At 50.2% G+C, this 25,428-nt stretch carries 16 protein-coding genes and 1 tRNA gene; 5 read left to right on the forward strand and 12 right to left on the reverse strand.

Annotation, left to right across the window (positions count from 1 at the left end):
- Positions 1-125 precede the first annotated feature (125 nt).
- The 4 genes from ACN0YR_RS05390 to ACN0YR_RS05405 form a co-directional block, all read right to left on the reverse strand.
- A complete protein-coding gene (locus ACN0YR_RS05390; RefSeq protein ID WP_417848168.1) occupies positions 126-1,154 on the reverse strand; it encodes a 6-phosphofructokinase in 1,029 nt (342 codons plus the stop codon).
- 295 nt (positions 1,155-1,449) lie between these two features.
- Complete coding sequence (accC, locus tag ACN0YR_RS05395) at positions 1,450-2,793, reverse strand: acetyl-CoA carboxylase biotin carboxylase subunit (protein WP_417848169.1); 1,344 nt, start codon at positions 2,791-2,793, stop codon at positions 1,450-1,452.
- Positions 2,794-2,895: 102 nt separating this feature from the next.
- Entirely contained in the window at positions 2,896-3,399 is a 504-nt protein-coding gene (gene accB, locus ACN0YR_RS05400) for an acetyl-CoA carboxylase biotin carboxyl carrier protein (protein WP_417848170.1), read from the reverse strand.
- Between the two features lie 248 nt (positions 3,400-3,647).
- A complete protein-coding gene (locus tag ACN0YR_RS05405; protein WP_417848171.1) occupies positions 3,648-4,751 on the reverse strand; it encodes a M24 family metallopeptidase in 1,104 nt (367 codons plus the stop codon).
- A 392-nt stretch (positions 4,752-5,143) separates the two neighbouring features.
- On the opposite strand from ACN0YR_RS05405, the gene ACN0YR_RS05410 reads away from it, so the two are divergent.
- The 3 genes from ACN0YR_RS05410 to ACN0YR_RS05420 all read left to right on the forward strand — a co-directional run bounded on the left by ACN0YR_RS05410 (position 5,144) and on the right by ACN0YR_RS05420 (position 10,944).
- Positions 5,144-9,031: a secretin N-terminal domain-containing protein gene (locus ACN0YR_RS05410; protein ID WP_417848172.1), complete on the forward strand. Its 3,888-nt coding sequence runs from the start codon at positions 5,144-5,146 to the stop codon at positions 9,029-9,031.
- A 202-nt stretch (positions 9,032-9,233) separates the two neighbouring features.
- Positions 9,234-10,094, forward strand: a complete 861-nt coding sequence (locus ACN0YR_RS05415; RefSeq protein WP_417848173.1) for a hypothetical protein — start codon at positions 9,234-9,236, stop codon at positions 10,092-10,094.
- A 184-nt stretch (positions 10,095-10,278) separates the two neighbouring features.
- Positions 10,279-10,944 (forward strand): BON domain-containing protein, encoded by a 666-nt coding sequence (locus ACN0YR_RS05420; RefSeq protein ID WP_417848174.1) that lies wholly within the window; start codon positions 10,279-10,281, stop codon positions 10,942-10,944.
- 88 nt (positions 10,945-11,032) lie between these two features.
- Here the strand turns inward: ACN0YR_RS05420 and ACN0YR_RS05425 are convergent, their stop codons facing one another.
- The 3 genes from ACN0YR_RS05425 to ACN0YR_RS05435 form a co-directional block, all read right to left on the reverse strand.
- On the reverse strand, positions 11,033-12,301 hold the full coding sequence (locus ACN0YR_RS05425) for a zf-TFIIB domain-containing protein (RefSeq protein WP_417848175.1): 1,269 nt from the start codon (positions 12,299-12,301) through the stop codon (positions 11,033-11,035).
- A 299-nt stretch (positions 12,302-12,600) separates the two neighbouring features.
- Positions 12,601-16,455: a cytochrome c biogenesis protein CcsA gene (ccsA, locus tag ACN0YR_RS05430; protein WP_417848176.1), complete on the reverse strand. Its 3,855-nt coding sequence runs from the start codon at positions 16,453-16,455 to the stop codon at positions 12,601-12,603.
- A gap of 70 nt (positions 16,456-16,525) precedes the next feature.
- Positions 16,526-17,611: a hypothetical protein gene (locus ACN0YR_RS05435; RefSeq protein ID WP_417848177.1), complete on the reverse strand. Its 1,086-nt coding sequence runs from the start codon at positions 17,609-17,611 to the stop codon at positions 16,526-16,528.
- A gap of 618 nt (positions 17,612-18,229) precedes the next feature.
- Between ACN0YR_RS05435 and ACN0YR_RS05440 the strand changes: the two genes are divergently transcribed.
- The gene (locus ACN0YR_RS05440; RefSeq protein WP_417848178.1) at positions 18,230-19,060 is read left to right on the forward strand and encodes a DUF1571 domain-containing protein; all 831 of its coding nucleotides are present in this window, start codon (positions 18,230-18,232) and stop codon (positions 19,058-19,060) included.
- A gap of 126 nt (positions 19,061-19,186) precedes the next feature.
- Here ACN0YR_RS05440 and ACN0YR_RS05445 read toward each other — a convergent pair whose 3' ends face one another.
- On the reverse strand, positions 19,187-19,579 hold the full coding sequence (locus ACN0YR_RS05445) for a hypothetical protein (RefSeq protein WP_417848179.1): 393 nt from the start codon (positions 19,577-19,579) through the stop codon (positions 19,187-19,189).
- A gap of 225 nt (positions 19,580-19,804) precedes the next feature.
- Between ACN0YR_RS05445 and ACN0YR_RS05450 the strand changes: the two genes are divergently transcribed.
- Positions 19,805-19,878: transfer RNA gene (locus tag ACN0YR_RS05450), tRNA-Asp, on the forward strand.
- Between the two features lie 467 nt (positions 19,879-20,345).
- Here the strand turns inward: ACN0YR_RS05450 and ACN0YR_RS05455 are convergent.
- From ACN0YR_RS05455 to ACN0YR_RS05470, 4 genes are all read right to left on the reverse strand, one after another.
- Positions 20,346-21,251 (reverse strand): glycosyltransferase family 2 protein, encoded by a 906-nt coding sequence (locus ACN0YR_RS05455; RefSeq protein WP_417848180.1) that lies wholly within the window; start codon positions 21,249-21,251, stop codon positions 20,346-20,348.
- Positions 21,248-22,324: an NAD-dependent epimerase/dehydratase family protein gene (locus ACN0YR_RS05460; protein ID WP_417848181.1), complete on the reverse strand. Its 1,077-nt coding sequence runs from the start codon at positions 22,322-22,324 to the stop codon at positions 21,248-21,250. The genes ACN0YR_RS05455 and ACN0YR_RS05460 overlap by 4 nt, the downstream gene beginning before the upstream one ends.
- Positions 22,321-23,430, reverse strand: coding sequence for an NAD-dependent epimerase/dehydratase family protein (locus ACN0YR_RS05465; RefSeq protein WP_417848182.1), 1,110 nt, complete (start codon positions 23,428-23,430; stop codon positions 22,321-22,323). Before ACN0YR_RS05465 ends, ACN0YR_RS05460 begins: the two co-directional genes overlap by 4 nt.
- A gap of 137 nt (positions 23,431-23,567) precedes the next feature.
- Positions 23,568-25,166 (reverse strand): hypothetical protein, encoded by a 1,599-nt coding sequence (locus ACN0YR_RS05470; protein WP_417848183.1) that lies wholly within the window; start codon positions 25,164-25,166, stop codon positions 23,568-23,570.
- Between the last annotated feature and the right edge of the window lie 262 nt (positions 25,167-25,428).

Raw genomic sequence — 25,428 nt, forward strand, 5'->3', positions numbered from 1 at the left:
CGACACCCGGCGAATCGCTGGATTTCGACTCTCACACATTCTGAGAGTGATGTATGCGTTCAGCCTCTAGGAGATTGCAAGATTCCAATTAGCACTCTCCGAGAATATGAAGCACGAAAGATGTTCTAGATCAAGAACTCGCGAGCTTCGTCCATGAACTCTGGGTAAAGTGTTCGCATGGTGCCGACAGCTTCTTCAAGTGGAACTGCGACGATGTGAAGTCCGCGAAGTGCGACCATTTTGCCAAACTCACCTTTGTTGGCCAGTCGAGCGGCGTGAATCCCGAGTCTTGTTCCCAAAACACGGTCGTACGCACTTGGTGAACCACCACGTTGGAGGTGACCGAGTGTGACGTCGCGAGTTTCGATACCGGTTTTCTCTTCGATCTGTTTCGCGACCCGTTTTCCAATTCCACCCAGGCTGACGTGGCCGAAATCATCAACTTCTGCATCTTTGGTAATGAACTGGTCGCCTTTGAGCTTGGCTCCTTCGCTGACCATCACGATGCCGTAAGTTTTCCCGGCAGCGCGTCGATCCATGAGCCGTTGGCAGACAGTGTCGAGATTCACTTCTTCTTCTGGAACCAGAATCGCATCGGCAGAACAGGCGATGCCTGCGAAACAGGTAATCCAGCCAGCGTGACGTCCCATCACTTCGACAACCATCACACGTCGGTGTGATTCTGCAGTTGTGCGGAGTTTGTCAACGGCATCCTGAACGGTATTCAGGCATGTATCGAAACCGAAAGTGAAATCGGTGCTGCTGAGATCGTTGTCGATTGTTTTGGGGCAACCGATCGTGGGCAGGTTGAAGTCGCTGTAAAGCTTGCTCGCAACACCGAGTGTGTCATCGCCACCAATTGCGACAAGACAGTCGAGGTCCAATTTTTTGAAGGTTTTGACGACTTCCTCAGCGAGGCCCGGATCTTTGTATGGGTTGGTTCTTGAGGAGCCGAGGATTGTTCCACCGACAGGCAGGATCTCATCTGTTCTCATCGGGTCCAACTCGACGAAGTTCCCTTCGATAGCGCCTCTCCAACCTTCGAGAAAGCCGATGGTTTGGCCGCCAGCGTTATGGATTGTCCGAACGAGTCCACGGATGACCGCGTTCAATCCTGGGCAATCTCCTCCACCCGTTAAACATGCAACTTTCATATCAAAGGCTCCTGATGTTGGGGCAAGCGTTTCACGCGGAATGCGTGGTGAACAATATAGAATGGGGCTTCCGGCGCGACATCCTAGAACCGGCAGCTTAGGCAATCAAGCGTTCAAGTGAGACGTCCTGACTCAGAGAGAGTCTCGTTCAGCCAGTAAGAATCATGTTCTTGCTGGAATTGTTGAGACCTCTCTGAAATCCTCTGTTATGAAAGGTTCTCTCAGTCTTTGAGAGGTCTGATTCAGGTTTTGATCAGTTCTTCATGCAGCTGGAGTTCTCATGTCAGGTTCGAGCTTACCAGGTACGCTCGACGAATTTCGTGTCGCCTTGACCACTTTTGAAAACAGGGTGGTTCAAAATTTTCTTGGCCAGTGGGATCGTCGTTTTGATACCGGGGCCGTCGATCTGGAATTCATTGAGCGCGCGAAGCAGGCAGGCGATTGCTTCTTCACGTGTTGGTTTATGGACAATCAGTTTCCCGATCATCGAGTCGTAATACGGGCTGATCGTGTAACCAGCATAAACATGTGAATCAAAACGGACTCCCAAACCGCCGGGGACTCTTAAATCCTCAATGAGTCCAGGGCAGCCTCGGAAGTTTTGATCCGGGTCTTCTGCGTTGATGCGGACTTCAATGGAACATCCGTTGCAAAGAATTTCTTCCTGAGTAAAGGAGAGCTTCTCACCAGCAGCGACGCGAATTTGTTGTTGGATGAGGTCGATTCCCGTGACCATCTCGGTGACAGGGTGCTCCACTTGGATACGGGCATTCACTTCGATGAAGTAATAGTCATTGTTTTCATCGACGATGAATTCCACAGTTCCTGCATTATAGTATCCGGCATTCTTGATCAGCCGTGTGGCGGCTTCGCAAATGCTTTCGCGGGTCTCAAGTGGGAGGTTCGGGGCAGGGCTTTCTTCAATCAGTTTCTGATGCTTCCGCTGCATGGTGCAGTCGCGTTCCCAAAGGTGAACCACGTTTCCGTGTTGATCGGCGATCACCTGAACTTCGACATGTCGAGGCTTCTGCACGAACTTCTCGATATAAACTCCCGCGTTTTTGAATGCTTTCTCCGCTTCTGCAGAGGCTGCTTTGAGTTCAGTCAGAAGCATTGATTCATCAAATGCCGGACGAATTCCTTTTCCGCCTCCTCCTGCTGTCGCTTTGATGAGAATGGGGTAGCCGATTTCATTGGCGACACGTAAAGCCTCTTCATCACTGGTGATCAGTCCGTCGCTGCCCGGGACAACGGGGACTTTGGCTTCGATCGCGATCTGCCGTGCTTCGACCTTATCGCCCAGTTTACGCATCGCTTCATGCGGAGGTCCGATGAATTCGATGTCGGAATCTCGGCACTGCTCCGCGAAGTCAGCGTTCTCAGCCAGGAATCCATATCCGGGGTGGATGGCCTGTGCTTCACCTAATTCGGCGGCAGCAATGATGTGCTCGATTTTCAGGTAGCTGTCGGTCGAAGAAGCGGGACCGATGCAAATCGCTTCATCGGCGAGATCCAGATAATGGGCACCGCGATCTGCTTCACTGAAGATGGCAACAGTTCCAATCCCCATTTCCTGACAGGCACGAATGACTCGAAGTGCGATTTCGCCACGATTGGCAATGAGAATCCGCTGAAACATGGCGTCAATAGACCCCTAAAAAGTCGGGCACAGAAGAGTGCCGATGTGTGTTTGAAACGCTGGTCGTTGGCAACGCAGCGTTTGATAACGAATGAAGTCAGTTTAGTTGGGCTTCACAAGGAACAAAGCCTGCCCATACTGAACGGGGTCTCCGTCTTTGAGCAATATCTTGGCGATGGTTCCTGATGTGTCAGCAGGGATTTGGTTGAAAACTTTCATCGCTTCTACGATGCAGACAACTGTTTCCTTAGTGACTTGATCTCCCACTTTGACGAACGCAGGATCACCAGGAGTGGGGGATTGGTAAAATGTTCCCACGGTTGGGCTTTTGATCTCGATAAGACCATCGCTTGCAGCGGGAGCGTCTGCTCCGGCTGAACTCGATGCCGCAGCGACAGGAGTTGCTGCGATCGGGGGAGCCTGAGTCGCAATCGGAGCTGCTGCAGGGAGGGACACGACACCTTGCGGACCGCGACGAAGGAGATATTTTGCTTCTCCCTGGTGCAGCTTCAGTTCAGTAACTTCATGTTTCTCCATGAGTTCCATCAACTGCCGCAGCCCGTCGATATCGAATCCTGTTGAGTCCGACTTCGCTTCGCGAGCCATAATTCTTCCTCGACAAATAACACTTGGTGACTATTGAATTCTTCAGTTTTCACACCGATCGAACTGGTCGGGTAATCATGAAGGAAATGTTCAGGACTAAGAAGCCCTAACAAGACTGCTGATGATATTGTGATTCACTCGATTTTCGATCACTTGCACAGGTATTGTTAGAGTAAATAATCCAAAAAACTTGATTTTGACCTCTCAAACACTGAGAAAGTCCTGCTGCGTCGGAATTCGGAAAGGTTCTAAACGTAAACGTGGACGTTGTCCCAATCCTTTGGTACGGAAGACAATACATCACATCCGCCCTCGGTGACAAGCACATCATCTTCAATCCGCACACCGCCCCAGCCGGGAAGATAGATGCCCGGTTCCACTGTGACAACCATTCCAGCTTCCAAGAGTGAGTCAGAACTCTGAGAAAAACGGGGAAGCTCGTGAATATCGAGCCCAATTCCATGACCGAGACCGTGGTCAAAATAGTCTCCAAATCCAGCATCTTTGATGTATTCCCGTGCGATAGAATCGATCTCATGGCAGGAAACCCCCGGAGCTATTTTCTCGATGGCGAGTCGTTGGGACTCCAGAACAGTTTTGTAGACTGTTTCAAACTGCGGATCGTTGAATTCTGCAGTGAGCATCGTGCGGGTCAAATCTGACTTGTAGCCCGAATGAGTTTGTGCTCCCCAATCGACCAGCAGAATTGGAGAGTCGGCAATCCTCAGTTTTCCGGGGCGGTAATGGGGCAGGGCGGAACGGTCACCGACAGCAACGATCGGATGAAAGCTGAGTTCTTCGCCCCCAAAGTTTCTTACGGCATGTTCGAGCTCGTATGCCAGAAATTGTTCTGTTGCGTCGGGAGAGAGAATTTCGAGTAAGTAAGCGAATCCCTGTTCTGCGAGGTCGACTGCCTCACGGATGTCTGCAACTTCTGCCTCATCTTTCACTGCTCGGAGTTTTTCAACCTCCCAGCTCACTGGGACAAGCTCAATGCCGGAGAGTGCCTGCGAAATGACCTGAAAAACTTCGATCGTAAGAACATGGCCTTCAAAGCCCAGCATCTTGAGATTTCGCTCTTGCACCTTTTCAACGAGTGCGTCGGTCATTCTTGTTTTCGAAGTTCGAATATGAAGCTCGACTCCGGGGCACTCTTCTTCAAGCTGGGTGATGTATCGAAAGTCGCTGAGGAGCAGTTCTGAATCCGGAGTCACTAACAGCCATGTGCTATCTCCAGTAAATCCGGTGAGATAGGAGACATTTTTCTCCGCTGTGATGAGGAGGCTTTCCAGGCCTGTTTGACTCATCATTCTTCGCAAGTTCGTTCGTCTTACGTGGAATCGATCGTCCATGTTACGAGGGTCCGTTATTCAGGTTGAACAGGCGACTCCCGGTCCGTGCCTTGAAGACCAGGAGCAGAATGTGGGTTTCGTGTGAAAGAGCACCACTGTTGATTTGGGAAATCTTTGTGAAGCGTATCGGCTGGCTCAGGACATGTGTAGGTCTATTGATGGTCAACTGGCTCACGGAAGTGAAGGCTGAGGGGGGCAACTCCGGCAATTCTTGCCGATTCATTCTGGTAATTGCAGGGACATGAATTGCCACTCTATGTAGATATGGGAAAAGTTAAGCTCAATAAGATGCGTAGACTTTACCGATAGTACCGGTTGTATGGCCGCTCTGGAAGAAGATGCGGAGTGACCACGCGCGGAATAGGTTGGCCTTAATATTCGAAAGTCACAAGATGCGACTTTTTTCATTCTCCTGGCGGAAACATCTGGCGACTCCTGCTGCCTGCTGTCTGCTTGCAGCTTCAGCGTGGACATTGGATGCCTATTCTCAGGATTCGCAGTTCGCTGCTGAAAAGGCCGAAGCTGAGGCAGAATCGAGTTCGTCTTGGGATCGAGAGAAATCGGAATCTCGTAATATCCGTTTGAACTATGTCTCTACTCCCTGGTCCAAAGTGCTGCACGACCTGGCTGAGAAATCCGGGTCCACACTCGTAATGCACGATGTTCCACCGGGGAAATATTCGCGTCGAGATTGGAGTCGGCATGCGCGGAGAGAGGCCGTCCAAATTTTGAACCGGGAGCTTGAACCTAAAGGGTTCCGGATTCACGTCAAGAATGAATATCTGACTGTGATGCAGTCCCGGAGATCCCGTCCGGAATACCAACGTCCAGTGGCACCCCGCCCGGAAGAGCCACGTCCGGTAGAACATCGTCCGGAAGAACCACGACAAATCCCGGAAGTCGCTCAGCAAATGCCAGCGCGTCCAGTTGGGCAATGGGTCAGTCCTGCAGAGAATGTTCCAACGCGCCCTGTTCAAACTTTAAACACAAGAGTCCAAAGGCCAGACACTTTTGCTCGCGGAACATCTTTAATTCAGCGAGCCGGATTCGAAGAAGAGCAATCGCAATCGGCTCCTGCCGAGGTTGGGACGCTGACGATTTCGCCAAAGAATCGTCCTGCGTTGGAGATTGCCAAACAGATTCATAAAGCATTCAAATCGCGTTCACAACTTGAAAATGCCGGACCGAACGGATTACCTGCTTTTATCGTCACTCATGCGATGGAGGACGACAATGCTGGTGAGACGCAATTCGCCATCGAGATCGATACGGCGGGCAACCGCTTGTTGGTCACGGCGACTGCAAATGTTCAGCAGGGCCTGAAGTTGCTTGTTCAACGGATCGATGTCAATCCTCTGACAGGAAACGATCTTCCGACACTCGTTTCCGGAAATGGTACCACTGCACAAATTGGCAAGCAGTTGCAGCAACCGTTGCGGATGATCAGTCAGGCGCGGCAACGGTCTGAAATTCTCGGAGCAGACCCACGAGGACAACAGAACGTCAATCCTCTGGCAGACGGTCCAATGCTCGCTCAAGCTGAGGGTCAGCCACAACCTGGTTTGCAAAATCCTGTTCCTTCTCCAAATGAAAATCCAATGCCGGCAGCTCCCGGGGGTGGAGGGATCTCCCCTGATCTTGTCGGGAACTTGAAGGGCGATGTCACTATTGAAGCCTTGGATGATCTCGATTTACTGATCCTGCGCGGAAACGCAGGGGACGTGAATGCGGTCATGGAGGTAATTCAGCGGATCGAGCAGTTGGCCTTGGGAAGTCTGCCGGAAATTCATTTGTTGAAATTGCAGAATGTTGATTCTCGATCACTCGCACAGTTGATGAACGATGTTTACGAGCAACTGTCAGAACTTCGCAGTGACAACGCTCAGCAGAAAGCAGCGAGCGTCAATGTTGTGCCTGTTGTTTCTCCGAATGCGATCTTGATTCTGGCTCCATCGAATACAATGGAAGCGATCTTGCAACTCGCGGACGAGCTGGATCAACCCGTCGACCCGAATCACGAAGTCGAAGTTTTCCGACTTCGACACGCCATAGCATCTAGCGTGGTTACGATTCTCGAAGGATTCTATGAAGAGCAGGTTGGGCTGGGGACGAGGCTGAAGGTCGCAGCCGATGCACGAACGAATTCTGTCATCGTTCAAGCACGGCCGCGCGACCTCAGCGAGATCGCTGCTGTCATTAAGAAAATTGATGCCGATGAAGCAGCCTCTGTCAACCAGATGAAAATTTTCAAGCTCAAGAGTGCGCTCGCGGATGAATTGGCTGAGTTTTTGAACTCTGCGATTCAGAGTGTCAGCGATCCTCGAGCCTCAACTGTGGGACAAACACAAACAGGGCAGGGGCAACAACAGCAAACGGACCCGAAGTCCGTTGTCTTGGAGTTTCTGGCTGAAGATGGGCAGCAGCTCGCACGTTCTGGATTACTCTCCGATATTCGTTTCAATGCTGAAACACGAACCAACAGCCTGGCGGTGACCGCTCCGGCTCAGAGTATGCCGCTCATTCAAGAATTGATTCTACTTCTCGATCGCCCAAGTAGTGCGGTTGCAGATGTCAAGTATTTCCGACTGAAAAACGCCGACGCCATCGACGCCGTCGAAATGCTGACAAGTCTCTTCGAAGAAAACACAAACAACAATAACAACAATGAAAGTTCGTCCGGGATTCAACTTGTTGGTGCGACTGATACGTCGAGTTCGCTGCTACCGTTGAAATTCGTGGCGGATTCTCGGACGAATAGTGTTGTCGCCACGGGGGGAGCGGATGCATTGATTATTGTCGAGAATCTGCTTTATCGACTCGATGCCACTGATCCTCGGACGCGAACGACAAAAGTGATCAAGCTCATCAATGCCCCGGCTGCGGACGTTGCTGAGGCGATCAATGTCTTCCTGCAATCACAAAGAGATTTGGCCACGATTGATCCAACTCGGATCAGCACCAGCCAGCTTCTTGACCAGGAAGTGATTGTGACACCGGAAGCGATTTCCAATAACTTGCTGATTAGTGCCACGCCGAAATACTTCGAAGAGATTGAAGCCCTCGCGAAGCAACTCGATGCAGAACCGGCTCAGGTTGTGATTCAGGCTCTGCTTGTTGAAGTCGCACTCGACAACACCGACGAGTTCGGGGTTGAGCTTGGCTTTCAAGATCCGATTCTCTTCCAGCGAAGTGTGATTGATAATTTGCTGACGATTACGGAAACCATTTTCGATAATCAGGGAAATCCGACTTCAACCGCAACGCGAATTGTTTCTCAGGAAGCAACACCCGGGTTCAATTACAACAACCAGCCCCTTGGTGGGAATAACGGTCCATTGGCTCAGCCAGCTCACGTCGGTACGCAGGGTTTGAGCAGCTTCTCACTGGGGCGTACAAACAGTGACCTCGGTTACGGAGGTCTGGTCCTGTCAGCAAGTTCAGATTCCGTAAACGTTCTGATTCGTGCTTTGGCAGCCAGACGGTCTGTCCGAATTTTGAGTCGTCCGCAGATTCAGGCATTGGATAATCAGCTTGCCCAAATTCAGGTGGGGCAGATCGTGCCAGTGACTGACGGGATCACACAAACTCAGACGACAGTTTCTCCTCAAATTCTTCGAGATCCTGCCGGGATCATTTTGACTGTCACCCCGCGAATCAGTCCCGAGGGACAGATCGTGATGGAAGTGGTCGCAGAGAAAAGTAAATATACTGATGAAGGGGTAGAAATTTATACTGATATCACAACCGGCACTGTGATTACGGCTCCGGTCAAGGATATTTCGACTGCTCAAACGACCGTGAAAGTTCAAGACGGTCAGACGATTGTCCTCGGGGGAATGATCACCGATACGGAAGATGTTCTCGAACGAAAAGTTCCGTGGTTAGGCGACTTACCGTTTGTCGGGCAAGCGTTCCGGTTTGATTCACAAGCGACCCGACGTACCGAGCTGCTGATCTTTCTGACTCCGCGAGTGATCCATAACAGCTCCGTCTCAGAGCATATCAAACAGGTTGAAGCCAACCGGATTCACTTCTTCCAGGAAGAAGCTGAAGAGATTCACGGTCCCCTGATGGGAGTTCCATTCGAGACCGGAGAATACATCGAAGGCGAAGAGTACCAAGGCGTTCCGATCAATATGCCACCGGGAGAAATCATTGTCCCGCAGGTCATTGAGCCGACAACACCTCCCGCTCCAGCCCCACCGGCTGTGGACTTGGAGACATCGTCAGAGACCAATGGTGTCTATCGCCTCAACGCGATCAAGAATTTCAAACGATAAGCAGGAAGCAGGGCTAGATCGGAGTCGTTCCAAACACTGTTTTGCGTTCTGCCTCATTGCGAGCAGCCGATGCAATCGCGAAAGCGATCTTCACGGGCACTACAAACATTGGGAATGCACAAAGAACGAAGGAACCGGCGCGAGAGTGAGTCGTGTGACACCGGAACATCCCGGTGCACACACAGATCTCAAGAGGGACGTTATGAAGTTCAATCATCAATTGCTGTTGTTTGTGTCACTGGGAACGCTACTAAGCGGATGTCAGATGATGACCTCGGTGAATCAGCATCTGCCGTTTGCTGCGAAGCCACCAGGCAAAGTCCGCGGGACACCGGTCGAGATGATCTGTTTGTGGGAAGCTGCCGAAGGAAATGGACTGAACAATCAGCCCGCACGCGGCTTTGCAGGGCAAGTTCTGTTTTTTGATCAGAATGGTGAAGAACCGGTCGAGGTCCATGGAGACGTCGAAATTTATCTCTTTGACGACCTTGGAACCCCCGAAGAACAGTCGAAGCCAATCTACAAGTATGAGTTCGAAAAAGAAGTTTTTGAAAGCTTCAAAACCGAGACCAATCTCGGGACCGCTTACCAGTTGTTTGTCCCTTATCCAAAGAAAAACGCTTACGAAGTCAACTGCTCGATTCGCGTCCGTGTCACACCGGAAACAGGGCGTGCCATCTATTCCAAAATGGCTCAGGTCATGCTGCCTGGTACTCAACCCCCTGCTCGAAAATTGCCCGTAGCTCAGCCTGTTAATCGCGTTGAACAAGCAAGTTATGAGCAACATGAAACTTCGGAAACTCCCAAAGCTGCTTCACTTGAAGAAATTGCAGCCTACTTTGGAGAAGCCACGCTTCCCAAAGCAAAACCGGATCTGACCGCGGAAAAACAACGTCTGAAATCGACTCTCTCGCGAGTTGTGGATCAGAGTCAGGCAACAATGACTCACCGTCCACTCGATTTGACGGAATCGCCAAGGCCAACGGAAACACCAACGCCAACGCATCCTGTTCAAACGTTGCAACCAGCCCAGCCGGAAGTCCACCCGCTCTTGAGCAAGTGAAGCAACGATGTTCAGGGAGAATTTGCTTCAGTCGATCCGTTTACACCGATGGTTTACAAAGTGACGACTGAAATGTCTGGGATTCTGGAGAGTTGCGAGAAACAAATGCTTGCATCCGGGGTTGAAATTCGATGAAACTATAGGGAGACGTCTCCTCGTTCAATCGGATTTCTGAGGTCTTCAGATGTTATTTCGTACCCTTTCACTCACTGCAGTTCTGGTTTGCTTAACCGGGATCAGCGACGTTCACGCCCAGTCTCTGTTTGGTGGAGGTGGAACTGGTGGAACCACTGGAGGAACGAATACCGGTGGACGTGCCACAGGAACATCTGGCGCTCAAGGGCAAACGACATCTGGAATCAATACTGGACAAACGATTGGGACGACAAATCTGAACGCAGCAGACGGAAGTTTGAGCGCAACGGTCGGTCAGGGATCCTTTGTCGGTGGGCAGAATAGCGGAACATTCGTTGGCAATCGATTTACCGGTCAGACGGCAAGTCAGGGAACAAGTGCTCAGTTCGGGGGATTGCAAAACAACAACCAAACCCAGAATCGCAGCACTCAACAGCAGACAGACCGAAAATCTGTGCGACCCGTTTTTCGAATGGCCTTTGTTGCCCCCACGATCCCAAAGCAGGAGATCGAATCTCGCCTGACTGAGACCGCGATCGCGTTACCACCGATCGTCGAGGGAAGCTCATCGATCAATATTCAAGTTGATCCACAGGGGCAAGTCACACTGAGCGGGGCTGTCGCAACTGAGCGAGAGCGGAAGTTGCTCGAATCTTATGTCCGCATGGAACCTGGTGTCCGTGGTGTCAATAATACATTGACTATCAAAGAGTAAGCGTGAACGACCGGCGGCAGAGAGAGTTCGCAAAACAAAATATGCTGCTGTTGGGCAGCTGAATTGACTGACGAAAATTTGATCGGGATTACTTCTGATCGTCAGACGATTGAAAAAAGTTGATGAACCTTTGAGGGTCAAGGAGCGTCTCGGTCCAGGATTTCTTCTTGGCTGAAAAGTTGTTCCAGACCTGTCCGACGTACGGTTGATACGTCGACTGCACAACGCTCAAAAAACCTTCTTTGCGGAGTGTCGTTAGAGCGTCTTGATAGTGTTGCAGGATGTTTCTTTGCAGCAAGCTTCCGACAACTTTTACCCCGGTGACGGCACTCATGCTCATCATGGATGCCTGATCAACAGTCTGCATGGCGACGGCGGTCGCTGCCTCGAACAGCGTGACGTTCTCTTTTGTTGCCGTTGCGCTGAGGGTCTCCCAGTATTTACGAACTTCACTTTCGGGAAGCAATTTTCGTAAGTCAGCCCGATTCGCAGACTCGCGAGTTTCCGCAACGAACTCTCGCAATTCCGCGATAGAAAGCGGCGGCTTGTCAAACTTTGAGGCCATGTTTCCGCTCGTGTTCTGGATCGCATCGAGGATGTCGTCTACGTTATGAATCGTGGAGGACTCATTGATGATACCCTGCTTTTCGAGCTCGACGGCCAATTCCTTCAGGTATGTCGACGAACCGTAGGCGATGTCACTGACGGCGGCCAAAATCCACATCGGTGAGACATGCAAAGTGGCAATCCCGGCGAGGTCGACGAAGTTGCCGATCGCTTTCTTGGCAAGATGTTCCCCTGCGTTGTCGTCGCCCGGAGTCTGAGATTCGAATCCGCCCACGGTCTCTGTCAGGAACGTCAACGAGTTGTGAATGGCGACTTCGTAAGATTTAGAATTCTGGAAGGCTTGCGGAATCATCAGTTGAGCTGCTTCTCGCAATGTTCCAGCGGTCATCCCGACAGCACTTCGCAGAACCCGCTCAGGCATGGAAACACCATACAGCAGCGACTTCACGAATCCGAGATTTTCAATCGCAACTTCTTCTGGAAGAGGTGATTCCGTCTGAAGGTCAGCGACTTCCTGATCGACTGCTGCGGCATCAGTCCAGGTTCCGCCACAAGCTGGGCAAGTCTGTTTGATGAGCGGTGCGACACCTGTGCTGTCCATGGGAGTCAAGCAGTTTGGGCAGGGATACAGTATTGCGTCGACTGCTACTGGTCTGGCAAATGTGGCGTTTTGAGGTTCGGGAGGGGTCTCCCCACGAACAAATTGCCCGCTGCATCTCTCGCAGCGAAGCACCATTTGGTCATCATCCAACGAGACCAGCAACGTCCGGCAATTCGGACAGATCGCCATCGATTGCATCAGCGTTTCCCAACTTTTGACATTTCAGAATTTTCGGCCTGTCGGTGAGGATCATTTTCATGACTTCAAAGACTACACGCTACGAGGCAGAACGTGAGGACGAATCTGAAACTGGCTCTCAATTTTATTCAGAAGAATAACCGTACTGATTAAAAGAACGGTCCGGCAACTCCACAGGATCAAATTGGTTGAGAAGTTTGCTTGGTTTTGTCGAGATTGCAGAAAAAAAACCCGTCCAACGGGAGTGGAGTCCCGTTGGGCAGGCATCATTATTGTTATCGCAGTTTGCTCTATGCCAGTTCGTTTGTCTCGGGAAGTTCACTGTCGCGGCTTCTCCAGACCGATTTCGGCGTGCAGCCAATTGCGGCGATTGTGATTTGGGAAGCGACAAACAGGGCCAGCCAAGCGAGACGACCTTCGGTGAAACCGTAACTGTGCAGACCAACTCCCAGTTCGTTGACACCGAACCAGGACCAGCTGACGACTGCATTTCCTAAAACTGCCAACACTGCGATTCCTCGGTCTTTCACGAGGTTCCCCCAGCGGGCATGCAGGACAAGAGCATTCCAGAGCACGATAATCAGAGCACCGTTCTCTTTCGGGTCCCAACCCCAGAATCGTCCCCAGGAGTCATCCGCCCACAGTCCACCCAGGACGGTCCCGATGAAGCTGAAGAAAGTGGCGAAGCAAAGTACGCCGTATGTCATACGGGTAATTTCCTTCGACATGTTCTTGTTCAGGCTGGGGGTGAAAATTCCCATCATCAGGTAGATGATTCCGAGTAAACCCGCCAGATACGTGGTCGAGTAACCGAGGGTGATGCAGACGACGTGTGTCGCGAGCCAGAACTGGGTATCGAGAACCGCTTCCAGAACAACGAACGTATCACCATCGCTGGCGAGACCGTCGGCAATTCGGAGTGTCATAAATCCTGCAGCCGCACCAACGAGGTTGGCGACACCGAGTTTCGAGACCATTTCCAGGATGATACTTCCGAGGACGACTGCCCAACCAATGAAGATGGCAGAGGAGTAAAGGTTCGTCACAGGTGGTCGACCGGAGATGTAAATTCGGCCAATCAATGCCACTGTGTGAATGATGAAGACAGTACACAAAACCCAGAATGCAGATCGTTGGAAAACCTGTGGTAGGAAAAGCCAGCCAAAAGCTGCCAGAATTCCAGCGAAGACATAAAGCGTTCCCGCAACATAGAAGGCGTCGAAACGATTATAGATCGCTTCGAACTCCGTCTTGTTCATGATGTTTGCGTCCTCACCGGTATGTGGATAGGAGGCGAGCACTTGCTGATATTTCGCGAGATCGGTGTTGAATTTTTCAACATCACCAGCTCCATACGCATCAATCATCGAGAGGAAGAGTTCCATAGCTGGAGGCTTGGAGAACGCTTCATCTCCGACCGACAAGAGCGCGTCGTAGGCTTTGCTGAAGACCATTGCTCGAGTGACTGATTCCCAATCTGTCCCTGGCTCATCATCGTCAGTCCCCATCTTGTCATCGATGTGCGTAGGCACAATCAAAGCGATTGGGACATTTCTAAATGCTTCCTGATGCAGTCTGTCGAATTCTGTGATTTTGGATCTCAGCTCCAGCGCGGGCGACATGGCTTGTGCGGAGTCATCTTTGGCTCGCATCAAGTCGATAATTCGTCCGCCGCCGACTGTGAATTCCAACAGGACGTACGATTCTATTTTGTTGGAGAGTTCAATGATTTTTCTCTCAAACAGTGACCGTTCGTTCGGAGGTGTGTCGGATGCAGCGACTTTGAAGTCTCTCGGCTTTTGTGGGTCAAGATTCGTCAAACCTTCCAGGTCACGCAGGATTGTCAGCATCCCCATTTCTTTGATGCCGTCCACCTCGCGTGAGTTGAGAAGTTCATTGAATGAGTAGGTGAACCGTTTACGGTCTTCGAGTCCGAGTGCTTCAATGACTTCTTTGTTTTCGATTTTGAAAACTCGCACATCACGAGACGATTCTTTGCCGGTCATGATTTGGAGCAACCATTCACTGGCAGGGTGTTTTTTCCCATCTTCATCGCGATAGGTTTCGTAATCAGAGAGTTTCAGCAGGGCGTTGCGGGCGAAAGAATCAATGGGCATCGACCGACCTTTGTTCCACATTGGAAGTTCGCCAAAGGTGGCGATGTGGAATTCACCCGGTTTTTCTCGGGGAGCACGGCCAGCCATCATGACGGAGAGAAGAATTCCCACGGACAAAACACCTGCAGTAATCCAGCCAGCAACGTCGAGTGCGCTCGCCGGTTTCCATTTGTTGGCGATGCTCGCTCTGGGGGCTGTGTTACTGGATTTCGCGCGACGACCGAGGTATCGCAGCAGAGTTTGACCGAAGTGGAACATCATCCCGACCCACACAATCATGCAGGAGACATACGGGGTCATCCAACCAGCGTTATCCACAACTTGCAGTGTTGTAAATTCTCGGTTTCCTTCGACGAGCCCGTAATTTGATTGATAGAAAGTTTTTCCCGCGAACCGCATCGGGTTGTTCATCCAGATGCGATGTTCAAATTTCAGGTCTTCACTCGGCTTGTTCAAAGTAATGTACGAAGAGTAGTCTTTGACCTTGCTGGTCCCTTTGTAATCGTTCTTTTGAACGTCATCGAGAGTGATTGAAAAGTCGTAGTAAAGGCGAACGTATCGAAGGGCAATATCGTATGTCTTATTGCCAACTCGAACAGTTTGAGCGCGTCCAAAGTTGCTGTCGGAGAGGTCGAAGATTGAGGACGTCAACCAGGTTCCGAGTTCTTTTCCGTCTTTCGATTTGAGAGTGACGTAGAGGCTCGGTATGTCGACGCTCCCGCCTGTGTCAGTTCCTTTGACATTGTCTGCGGGGACCGCGACGACTGATTTCCCAACACCCTCGGTGGCATCGTTCTCAGGAATCTTTTCATTAGGACCAAAGCTTCTCAGGCCGCGAACATCAGAGTTGCGATAGAATTTGACAACTTTCATGTCAAACGGAAGTTTTGGGCTCGAAATGTCGGTCCCGCTCTTCTCTGATTGTTGTAACAGGCTTTGTGAGACAACAGTTTCGAGGTCTTCATCTTGTCCGGAATGATCGATCACCGCGAACTCGACTTCGCGGATATCGCGGCTGAAGTTCGAAGTTTCCCCTTCGATGATGGTCATCTGGCTTTCAACATGCTGAACGCCGACAAGGACGTCGTAGAACATCATCAAGCCGATGCCTGCGTGGAGAAGCACAATTCCCGCACGACGTTTGAAAACTGCAATGCAGCCAACTAACAGAATTACGGAAGCGAGCGTCGCTTTGACCAGTTGATAAAGAATCCGCATTGAGGCTTCATCGTTGGCTTCCCAGTAAGCTGTGAAGACAGCTGTTAAAGCGAGCAGAATCGCACCAATTCCGGATAACCATTTTTGCTCTTTTGGCCCCAGGGCAAACGTTCCGTAAATGGTTGCACCTGTTAGCCCACAAAGAGTTGTGAGCATGATCAGACGCAGAGTGTCGTAGCTGAGAATTGGATTCGATTGCAGGCCGTTTTCGCTGGAACCACTGAGAATCACAAGGTAGGTGAAGAGTGTTCCCAGACCCAGAATCACGCTACCGACAATCAACCGTGTGCCGGAAGCTTGAACTTTGAAGCGAACCGTGTGAGCGGCCAGCAAGTTCAGACCCATCAGAATTCCAATGGTCCAGCCTTTAGGAAAATAGATTCCGAAGTTATCTGGAAGATTCTTCGAACCATCTGGCCAGATCGCTGCCATCCAGTTGAGATTGTCAGGGAAAGTCGGATTCGGCGGGAAGAATGATTCGGGGAAGAAGAGGTCGGCATCGACCCAGACAAATAATTCCCCCAGGTTAATCAGCGGAAGTGATGACGACGTAATTAATCTTCCAAGATCGACACGGAAGTACTCGTTGACAACCGTCCAGATGTCGTCATGCACCTGCGCAAACGTGCCTGCCAAAACGATGAAAATCGCAGCTCCGAAAAGGACAACTGTGAGTTTCAACGATGCCAGCGGCTTCAAAATCGTTTGAACCGTCTTCCAACTGTTATTGGAAGAGGAGGATTCGATGTTGAATGTGTCGTGACTCGGAATTTGGTCAACGTTTGTTTTTTTATCAGTGGTCGAGGCCATGGTAGGCTCCGGTGGAGTTGATGATTTCGATGCGAAAGACTGATGCGGTCGGCTGTCGGTCAGCCATCGGCTATTCAGATTCGATATTCAATTTCACAGACTTGAGGAACTCTCGGAAGCGTTCCTGCTCTGCTTTGACTGTTGGTGTTGGTCCATGCAGCTTGAAGAACCACTTGGCGTCGTCCTGTTGTAGAATGACAGCGAGGATCGAATCTTCGGGGCCTTCAATGACCGAGAGTTGGCCGGCGATGCCGTCCACTTCAACCTCCTCGACCTGCTCCTTCAGTTCGGCCTCCGTTATCGGGTCCAGCTTCACTTGTCCTCGCCAGCGATTGATGTTCGGAAGGACATCTCCGCCTCCACCCAGTCGGGTAATGGTGAAGTTTGCGTCTCCCGCTTCGTGCGGAGCAGTCAGAGCAACGAGACTGATCCCGTTTCCTTGTGCCTCCTGCCATCCTTCAGGGAGATCATATTTTACCTGGTCCGAGGAGGGGCCCGGTGTTGCAGCCGGTGCCGCTGCCATGGCAGCTTTCCCGGTTAAAGACTGTTGAGAGATAATCCCGACGAGCATATGCGTTTCGCCCAGATCTTCGGTTGTTCCGGTCAAGTGCACGAGCGAAAGGAATTGGTTTCCTTTCGGCATCGACACGATTTCTGATTTTTCCATCGCTTCTGAAAGCCAGTCCTCAGAAGTGAGTGGTGGTAACCCAATTTGTTGTCGCCAGCGGTCGATATTGAGTTTCAGATACTGGACTGGGTCGGAAGATGGAGCAGGCAAAGGAGTCACCGTAACACTCGTCTTCTTCGCATTTGCAATTTTCAATGTTTGATAAATGGGAGCGGGCCCATCGCTGGAGGTCCAGTTTTTGGGCAAATTGATTTTCGGGACACCTGTCGAAACATCAACTCCGATGAATATCTGAGCAAATTCTGAGCTTGTTTTCTCAAATTCGCCAGTCGGCGCCATCAGCTTGAAGAACCAAACCTGATCCCCACCTCCAGAAACTGGAGCAGAGGTCGATTGAAAATCTTTTGCAACTCGATATTGACGAATTTCTTCATCCTGTTGAAAACATGAGCACAGGAGAAGACATGCCAGAAGAGGAGTCAATCGTTTGAGTGGGCGGGAAATCAGCATATTGGTTCGATGGGGCATTTGCGGATTTGGAATTGCTGTCAATCGATGCAGTCTGTCGTTGATCAGCGTGAAGTATTTCGAAACGCTAACAATCCTTGTGGAATCGTGGTTATTCACTGAAATTGACAATCCCTTCTTCAGGTTTTGTGGTTCAAGTTTTGTTAGAGCTCATGGATTCGTGGTTGGAAACGATGCCGGTTTGGGAGGGAAACAGCAACCGGGCGTGGTCTGTTATGAATTATAGGCCGCTCAATTCACGAAAGTACACGACGACGTCTGAAGATTCCGCGATCCCTTCAGCATTCTCAACTTAAGAAAACGGACTTTCATTTCCTGAACGGAATCAATTCCCCAGTTTGACTCAATGATGCGATTCCAGGGCTTGTTTTGACATTCAGACTCGTGGCGAGCAGCTAATGCAGTCGTGAAAACGCTTTTTAAGGGTAATTGAAGCATTGGAGGTACTCTAAATACTCAAACCTGCTCAACCGGACGGATTGGTTGATTCAATGCCTGATTCCGGACAATCGATGCAATCGAATCGCAGTATCTGTCGATTTGGTTAGTAAGGCTCCAAGGATTGTGGAGCCAAGAATTTGGTGATTATTAAGCATCAGTTAGCTTGGATGGGTTCCTATGAGTTCTGAGACCACACAATATACTCGACGTCGTTTTGTCCTGAATTCCGTGGTAACTGCTTCCGCACTCGGAGCAGGAGCACTGCTAGGGAACAAATTGTTCGCCGATCCTTCGCAAATCGCTTCCAGGATTCAAGATGCGCCGAGTTCTCATCCGTTGATTCCTGCTTTGCAGATGGGAACAAACTCCCTCAAAGCTCTTGATGATGTGAAAGATTACACAGCGACTTTCACTAAGCGTGAAATGATCGGTCGCAATCTCACTGACGCGAAAATGGAGATGAAATATCGCCATGATCCTTACAGCGTCTATTTCAAGTTTATCAGCCCAAGTGCTGGCCGTGAAGCAATTTACGTCGCTGGCGAGAATGACGGAAAGATGCAGGCCCATGACGTCGGAATCGCAGGACTCGCTGGGACGCTGACTCTGGATGTCGATGGACGTCTGGCAATGACAGACAACCGGCACCCAATCACCATGGCTGGGATGCATCTGATGGTGTCAACCTTACTGGAGCAGTGGCTCGCTGATACCAAGTTGTCCGGAATGACGGTCAACTTCTACCCGAATGCCAAGATTGGCAAGATCGACTGCAAAGCAATTGAAACGTCACATCGCTCACCTGCAGCAGGTGCAAAGTATGCGATGTCCAGACTTTACGTCGACGCGAGCACAAACTACCCGATTCGCGTGCAGCAGTACGAATTTCCAAGAAAGAATAAAAAGCAGCCCGAACTCGTCGAAGACTATCTCTACACAGATATTAAAACGAACGTCGGACTCAAGGACATCGATTTTAGTACCAGTAATCCCAAATACGATTTCTGAGAATAGATCTGATTTTGATTTGAGCGGCTTGTCGCTCCGCTGGACATAAAAAACGCCCGCACGAGACTGATCTCGTGCGGGCGTTTTATTTTGTGTCTTAAGGCTTTTTCCTATCGGGAGATAGGTCTACTCCTCTTCGTCATCACCATCTTCGCTTACGGCGGCTTCAGGAGCGTCGATAGCCTCATCGTCATCCTCTGGAGCAGCAGCAGAGTCAGAGAGGGTCTCTTTGATCGGTTGGATGAAATAAAGTTTTTTGGTACTTCGATTTCGCAGGGCAGCCAGCTTTTCTTCAGCTTTATCCCGTTCATCGTAGGCGAATCGGCCTTCTTCTTTCAGTGTGCCACTGAAGACACCCCAGAAGATTTTCTTTCTCTCTGCGGTTTTTGTTTTCCGCTTACGAGTAGTTTTGGCCTTCTTGCGAGTTGCCTTTTTCTTAGTCGCTGTCTTCTTGGCTGTTTTGCCAAGCTTTTCAGCAGCTTCCGCTTCGATTCGTTTTTGAAGGCGTCGAGATGCCATGCCGGTTTCCAGTTTGGCAAGAAGGTTTTCAGCGAACACTCATGATCATGAGCACGCAATTTTATGAACTATTCCGAACCGAGTAGTGTCACAACTTTTGCTCAGATGTCAAATGACCCGGATGGGGCGCAAAATGAGTCTCAAAAAATGAAGATCGTGACAAAAGTTATTCCTTGAGATTGACGATTGAAATAGGGAGTTCTAAACTCCCGGTCGAAACAGCGAGGGGCCGTAGCTCAATTGGTTAGAGTATCGGACTGTCGATCCGAAGGTTGCGGGTTCAAGTCCCGTCGGCCTCGCTTTCGAAACGCCTGTTACCATTTACGGTAGCAGGCGTTTTTTTATGTAACTGTGAAGAGAGAACCTTGCCTCAGGTGAACGGAAAGACGACTCGTCTGGAAGTTGAAGGTCACACAATGGTTCCCGAGCGTCTGAGGGCACAGCGAGTTGTGGCGTCACTTAGAGCAGTTTGCTCTACCGTGTGCCCGTGAAGAACGCATTTCTCTAATAAAAATACTGTTCGCCACGAGGCAGAACCTGCAAACCAATTCGAAAGATGCTCTGGAGCAGTTTGCTCTACCGTTTGCCCGTGAAGAACGCATTTCGCTAGTGAAAATGCTGTTCACCACGAGGCACAACCTGCAAACCGATTCGAAAGATGCTCTAGAGGCGTTTCAATGCTTCTCGTCCCCGTGAAGGTCGCTTTCACGACTTCATAAACTGCTTGCCACGAGCCAGAGTGTAAACGGCAAATCTTTAAACTGCTCTACCGGCGAGATGCGTCGAGGTTCTCATTGCTTACTGAAGGAGTCAGCTGCATTTCACGTTTATGTTGAAATGCCAATTCTTCGTCCACTTCTGCCAGGAGTGCTTCGAGACGAGTAAGTCGCTGGTCGATGGAGTTCATGTTTGATTGCTCGCTTCTCGAATTTGCCAGGCGTTCAGCGAGTAAGTCATCTTTGATGAGCATTCTTTGAAAGAAACACATCAGGACCGTGCAGAGATACCGTCGCCCCATTTCCGTTAGTTTCAACTTCGAAGAACCCCACGTTCGTCCGTACCAGTTGATCGGGATTTGCGCGATATTGTAATTGCGGATGAATGCGCTCAATGACAACTCAAGCGTAATGTTGAAATGGCTTGAGCGATATGGTCCGCATTCTCGAATCACTGATGTCCGGTAGGCTTTGAACGCATTTGTGAGGTCGTTGAATCGCGTCCGGAACAGAAGGCGAATGCAGGTATTGACGATTCGGTTCACTACGAGCTTTAATTTCGGGTAGTTTTCGACGTGGCTCCCTTTAATAAATCGTGAGCCGAACACGCAGTCGTAGCCTTCACAGATCTTCTTGTAGTAAGCGAGGATATCCTGCGGGTCATCGGATAAGTCGGCCATGCAAATGACAACGACATCTCCCTGAACGGCTTCGAGTCCTGAGCGAATTGCTCTTCCGAATCCTCCCGGTGAGGTTCGCGTCACAATTCGAATCGTTTCATCAACTTTCATCTGCGAGCGAATCACATCTGCGGTCGCGTCCGTGCTGTTGTCGTTGACGACAATGATTTCATAAGGAATGTGTTGTTCATTCCCGATGACGCGGCGGAGTTCATTCAGGCAGTGTGCGATGTTCTGCTCTTCATTGTAAGCGGGAATCACAATTGACAATTTCATGAGTTCACCAACGCTTCCAAATCTTGTTCGTTTTCGCAAATCCATTGATGAATGTCGGATACGATTTCCTGCGGTGACCGCTCAGGCGCCCAGTTGAAATCCTGCATGACCCGAGAGGCGTCGGTCGTGAAAATTCGGAGATCCACGGAACTTGTTTCTGGAACTGGCGAGATCGGGATTGATTTACCGGTCACCTGTTGGCACAACTCGGTCAGTTCATAAAGTGAAACCGAGACTTTGAGTCCGCCACCGACGTTGTAAACGCGACCGTCCCAGGCACTGAACTCATTCATCTGAGACTTCAGTAGTTGATATAAATCTTCAATGTGTAAAATGTCTCGGACTTGTCGACCGGTTCCGCCATATCCGATGTATTTGAGCGACTGTTCAAAGTGATGTTTCAAGACCCATAACGCGACAACCCCTTGATCGACTTTTCCCATTTGCCACGGACCGGTCAAGACACCACAGCGATTGATTAGAACTCGCATGTTGGCCGACGCGGCATACTCTTGGGCGATCAATTCGCTGGCAAGTTTGCTGGCTCCATAGTACGAGCGAGCACCAGTTAAAGAGAACTCTTCGGAGATTCCCCGTGAACTGGCACCGGTCACTTTGATGTCATCATCCCACTGGAATCGAGTCCCACTTTTTTTAAAGGGAATCTGATTCAATGACGCGATTGGATAAACGCGACTCGTGCTCAAAAACAGAAAAGCGGCATCGTTTTTTCTTGCAGCTTCCAAGCAATGAATCGTACCAATGAGATTGTTGTCGAACACTGCTTTGGGAGAACCGTTGAGCCCCGCTTGAACCGAGGGTTCCGCAGCACAATCAATCAGTAGATCAAATGGCCCGACTTTTTCGAGATCACTTTCAGAACGTGTGTCTCCATGAATAAACTCGACATCTGCCCGCTGGAATCTTGGGAGATTGAGTTCGCTTCCACGACGGGAAAGGTTATCGAAGGCGACGATCTCGGTCTCTTTGAAATCACGCCGTAAGGATAACGCCAGGTGGCTTCCTACGAACCCGGCTCCGCCTGTGATAAGAATTCTGTGAATGTCACTCATGCCAACGTCTTCGGTTGTGAAGTTTTCCGAGTTTCATTGAACTCAACATGAGTCATTGCAGCTGAGCAGATTTCATGGAGAATTTCTTCAATTCCGTACTGCTGCTGCCAGTTTGGATAATCTGCCCGGAATTTGGTGGTGTCCGAGATATACCAGATGTGGTCACCGATACGATTTTCTTCGCTGTAGGTGAAGTTCATCTTCTGTCCGACAATCTCTTCACACATGCGGATTGCTTCTTGCATGGAGCAATTACTGAAACGTCCGCCACCTGCGTTGTAGACTTCGCCAGGTCTGGGGTTTTGATGGTACTCCCAGAACATTTTGACCAGGTCGAGAGAGTGGATGTTGTCGCGGACTTGTTTGCCTTGATATCCAAAGACGGTGTATTGGTCGCCAGTAATGCAACACTTTGCCAGATACGACAGGAATCCGTGGAGTTGAGTCCCCGAGTGTCCCGGTCCGGTCAGGCAACCACCACGAAAGCAGACAGTATTCATCCCAAAATATTGCCCGTACTCTTGTACGAGTGCATCTGCAGCGAGCTTGGATGCTCCGAAGAGAGAATGCTTCGTCTGGTCCACCGACATTGATTCATCAATGCCTTGTTCAAAGTAGGCGTGAGACGGGTCGATTTCCCAGCGAGATTCCAATTCCACAAGCGGCAGCCGATTCGGGTTGTCGCCATAAACTTTGTTAGTGGACGTGAAGATGAAAGATGCTTCTGGAGCATGTTTTCGAGTCGCCTCTAACAGGTTGAGTGTTCCCGTGGCGTTGACGGAAAAATCGACCATCGGATCGCGCGCTGCCCAGTCGTGTGATGGCTGAGCAGCGGTGTGAATAATCAGTTCCAGGTCAGTTTGATACTCAGCGAAAATAGCATTGATCTGTTCTTCGCTTCGAATGTCGACATCATGGTGGATGTAGGTCTGATACTCATCAAGAAGTTGCTGCCGACTCCAGAGTGTCGACGCCTCGGCCCCAAAGAATTCGGCACGCATGTTATTGTCAATTCCGACAACGTCAAAGCCCTCTCGGCTTAGAAACCGGACAGCTTCCGCCCCAATCAATCCGGCAGAACCAGTAACAAGTGCAACACGCGACATGAATTCAGTGACCTATCTGAAATGGAGAGGCAATCAACACAATTGTTTCTCTCAAGCATAAGTCGAGTTCAGAGTAGGTGCTTTGACTTTCAATCGCGAAGGTGTGCTCTTTTGTGAACCTGCTGTTGTAACCGTTTCTATCGTTTCAGCGTGACTTGCGTGTTTTCGACGGAGGTCTCTGCAGTTCGTTCCAGGAGAGCGACCGGAAATTTATCTTGAAACGTTTTCACTTCAGCTACCTGCCAACCAGGAATTTTGTGAGTTTCGAGCCATGTCTTGGTGATCAAATGTGAATAAATCCAAATGCGTTCAATGCCTGGATCGATATAATTCAAATTTAATCCCGATTCCTGTAGCTCTGCACGCCGTACATGAATTCCTGACGTCATGCGAAGTTGGCCATCGGTGTAACGCTCGTACCAGATGCGGTCGAAGTGGTTTTCATCAATCCAGAAGTCCATAGACTGAACAAGGAACGCATCCTGTGGTTGATGGGATTGATCGATGTAACTGGCGACCTCCTGATAGTCCGAGCCAGGAGCCACAGACCCCGGAATCGCAAGAATGGACTTTACCGAGAGGAACGTACAATAAATTGCGAAGATGTAAGCGAACTTTCGTAGCTGGAATGATGAGAGCAGGAATAGAATCAGCGGCAAGATCACCCAAGCTCCGGCAAGCATGTAGCGAGGCCATGTCGCAGTTTGACTCAGGAATGAATGTAACTGTGCCGCAGTGAAACTGCCCAGCACAAGACTGATGGCAAGGATGCCGTAGCTCCGCTGCAACCGGATCTCCGGGGCTTGGTCCTCAGTTCCTCTGGTTTTGGGAATACAGAACTTCCCGAGGAAGAGGATGATACCACTGTATACGAGTGCCAGGATCGGAAAGGCCATTGGTGTTTCCGGAAACGTGACTGTTGAAAAGAAATATGAGGAAGCGTTGAAGAAATAGCTCCCATAGTCTGCAATTTGATGAAGCGGAAAACCCCGATCATGCAGCAGATAGAACAGTACGATAGGAACAACCGGGAGGGTCAAAACTGCAATGGCAACATTCAACCAGATGGCCTTTCTCAGTATCGCCGTTGTGGCAGGGATCTCTTGTGCTGCCGAATTGTTTTGTACTTGCGGTGCACTTCCACCGTTCATCCAGAGCATCAGCCAGACAAATTGATCGGCAAGGAGTACGTGGATTCCGTAAAAATGAATCCATGGAAGGACGGCTGCGGTGGCAACAAATGCGGCGTTTGTTTTTAAGCTCGGTACTTCAAGCATTCGCATCCATGCGAGGCAATGCAAACTGGCAGCGAAGGTGAGTGGAGAGTACGGCAGGCATTGATAGGAATGATTGAGCCAGATCGGGTTGAGAGCCATTGCTGGGAGAATCAGGCAGCGGAGTACATGATCATCGACCAGTCGCAACAGGACTCGTTGCCAGATAAAAACTGTTCCGATGGCAAGGAGGCAACTCGGTAATCGGAACATCCAGTCCGGTGAGTTTGAGCGAGTGCTCAGATCGACGATGAGTCGAAATAAGGGTGGGTGAGAAGACCCCGGAGCTAGCAAGCTTTGGGGGAATCCCAAGTCAATCGCATGGTAAAAGAGCAGTTCATCGCCGAGTAAACCCGTTGTGACCACACGTTGAACAATAAAGATAGTGACGATTGCGGCAGTCGCAATCGTCACGGTCCAGTCAAGAGTCGTTGCGTGACGAGAACGTGATGAGATGGTCATTGACGTGGTCTATTTGAAAGAGGTTTCAACTATTCTGGGATTCCACTTGCTCACTGTGCAGCAGTGCGTTTTTTGAATTTAGGTTTCTCTGTAGAAGTCACTGCAAATGTTCCGAACTATCGTCTAGAGCAGTTTGCTCTACCGTTTGCCCGTGAAGGACGCATTTCTCTAGAACCAGTCCGAAAACCTCTGAAATCGTCGCTTTCCTCAACGTTTAAGAGAGCAATTTCAAGTTTCAGGACCACCTCTAGTAAAAATGCTG

Origin of the sequence: Thalassoglobus sp. (assembly GCF_048270125.1) — a bacterium.
Taxonomy (GTDB): domain Bacteria; phylum Planctomycetota; class Planctomycetia; order Planctomycetales; family Planctomycetaceae; genus Thalassoglobus.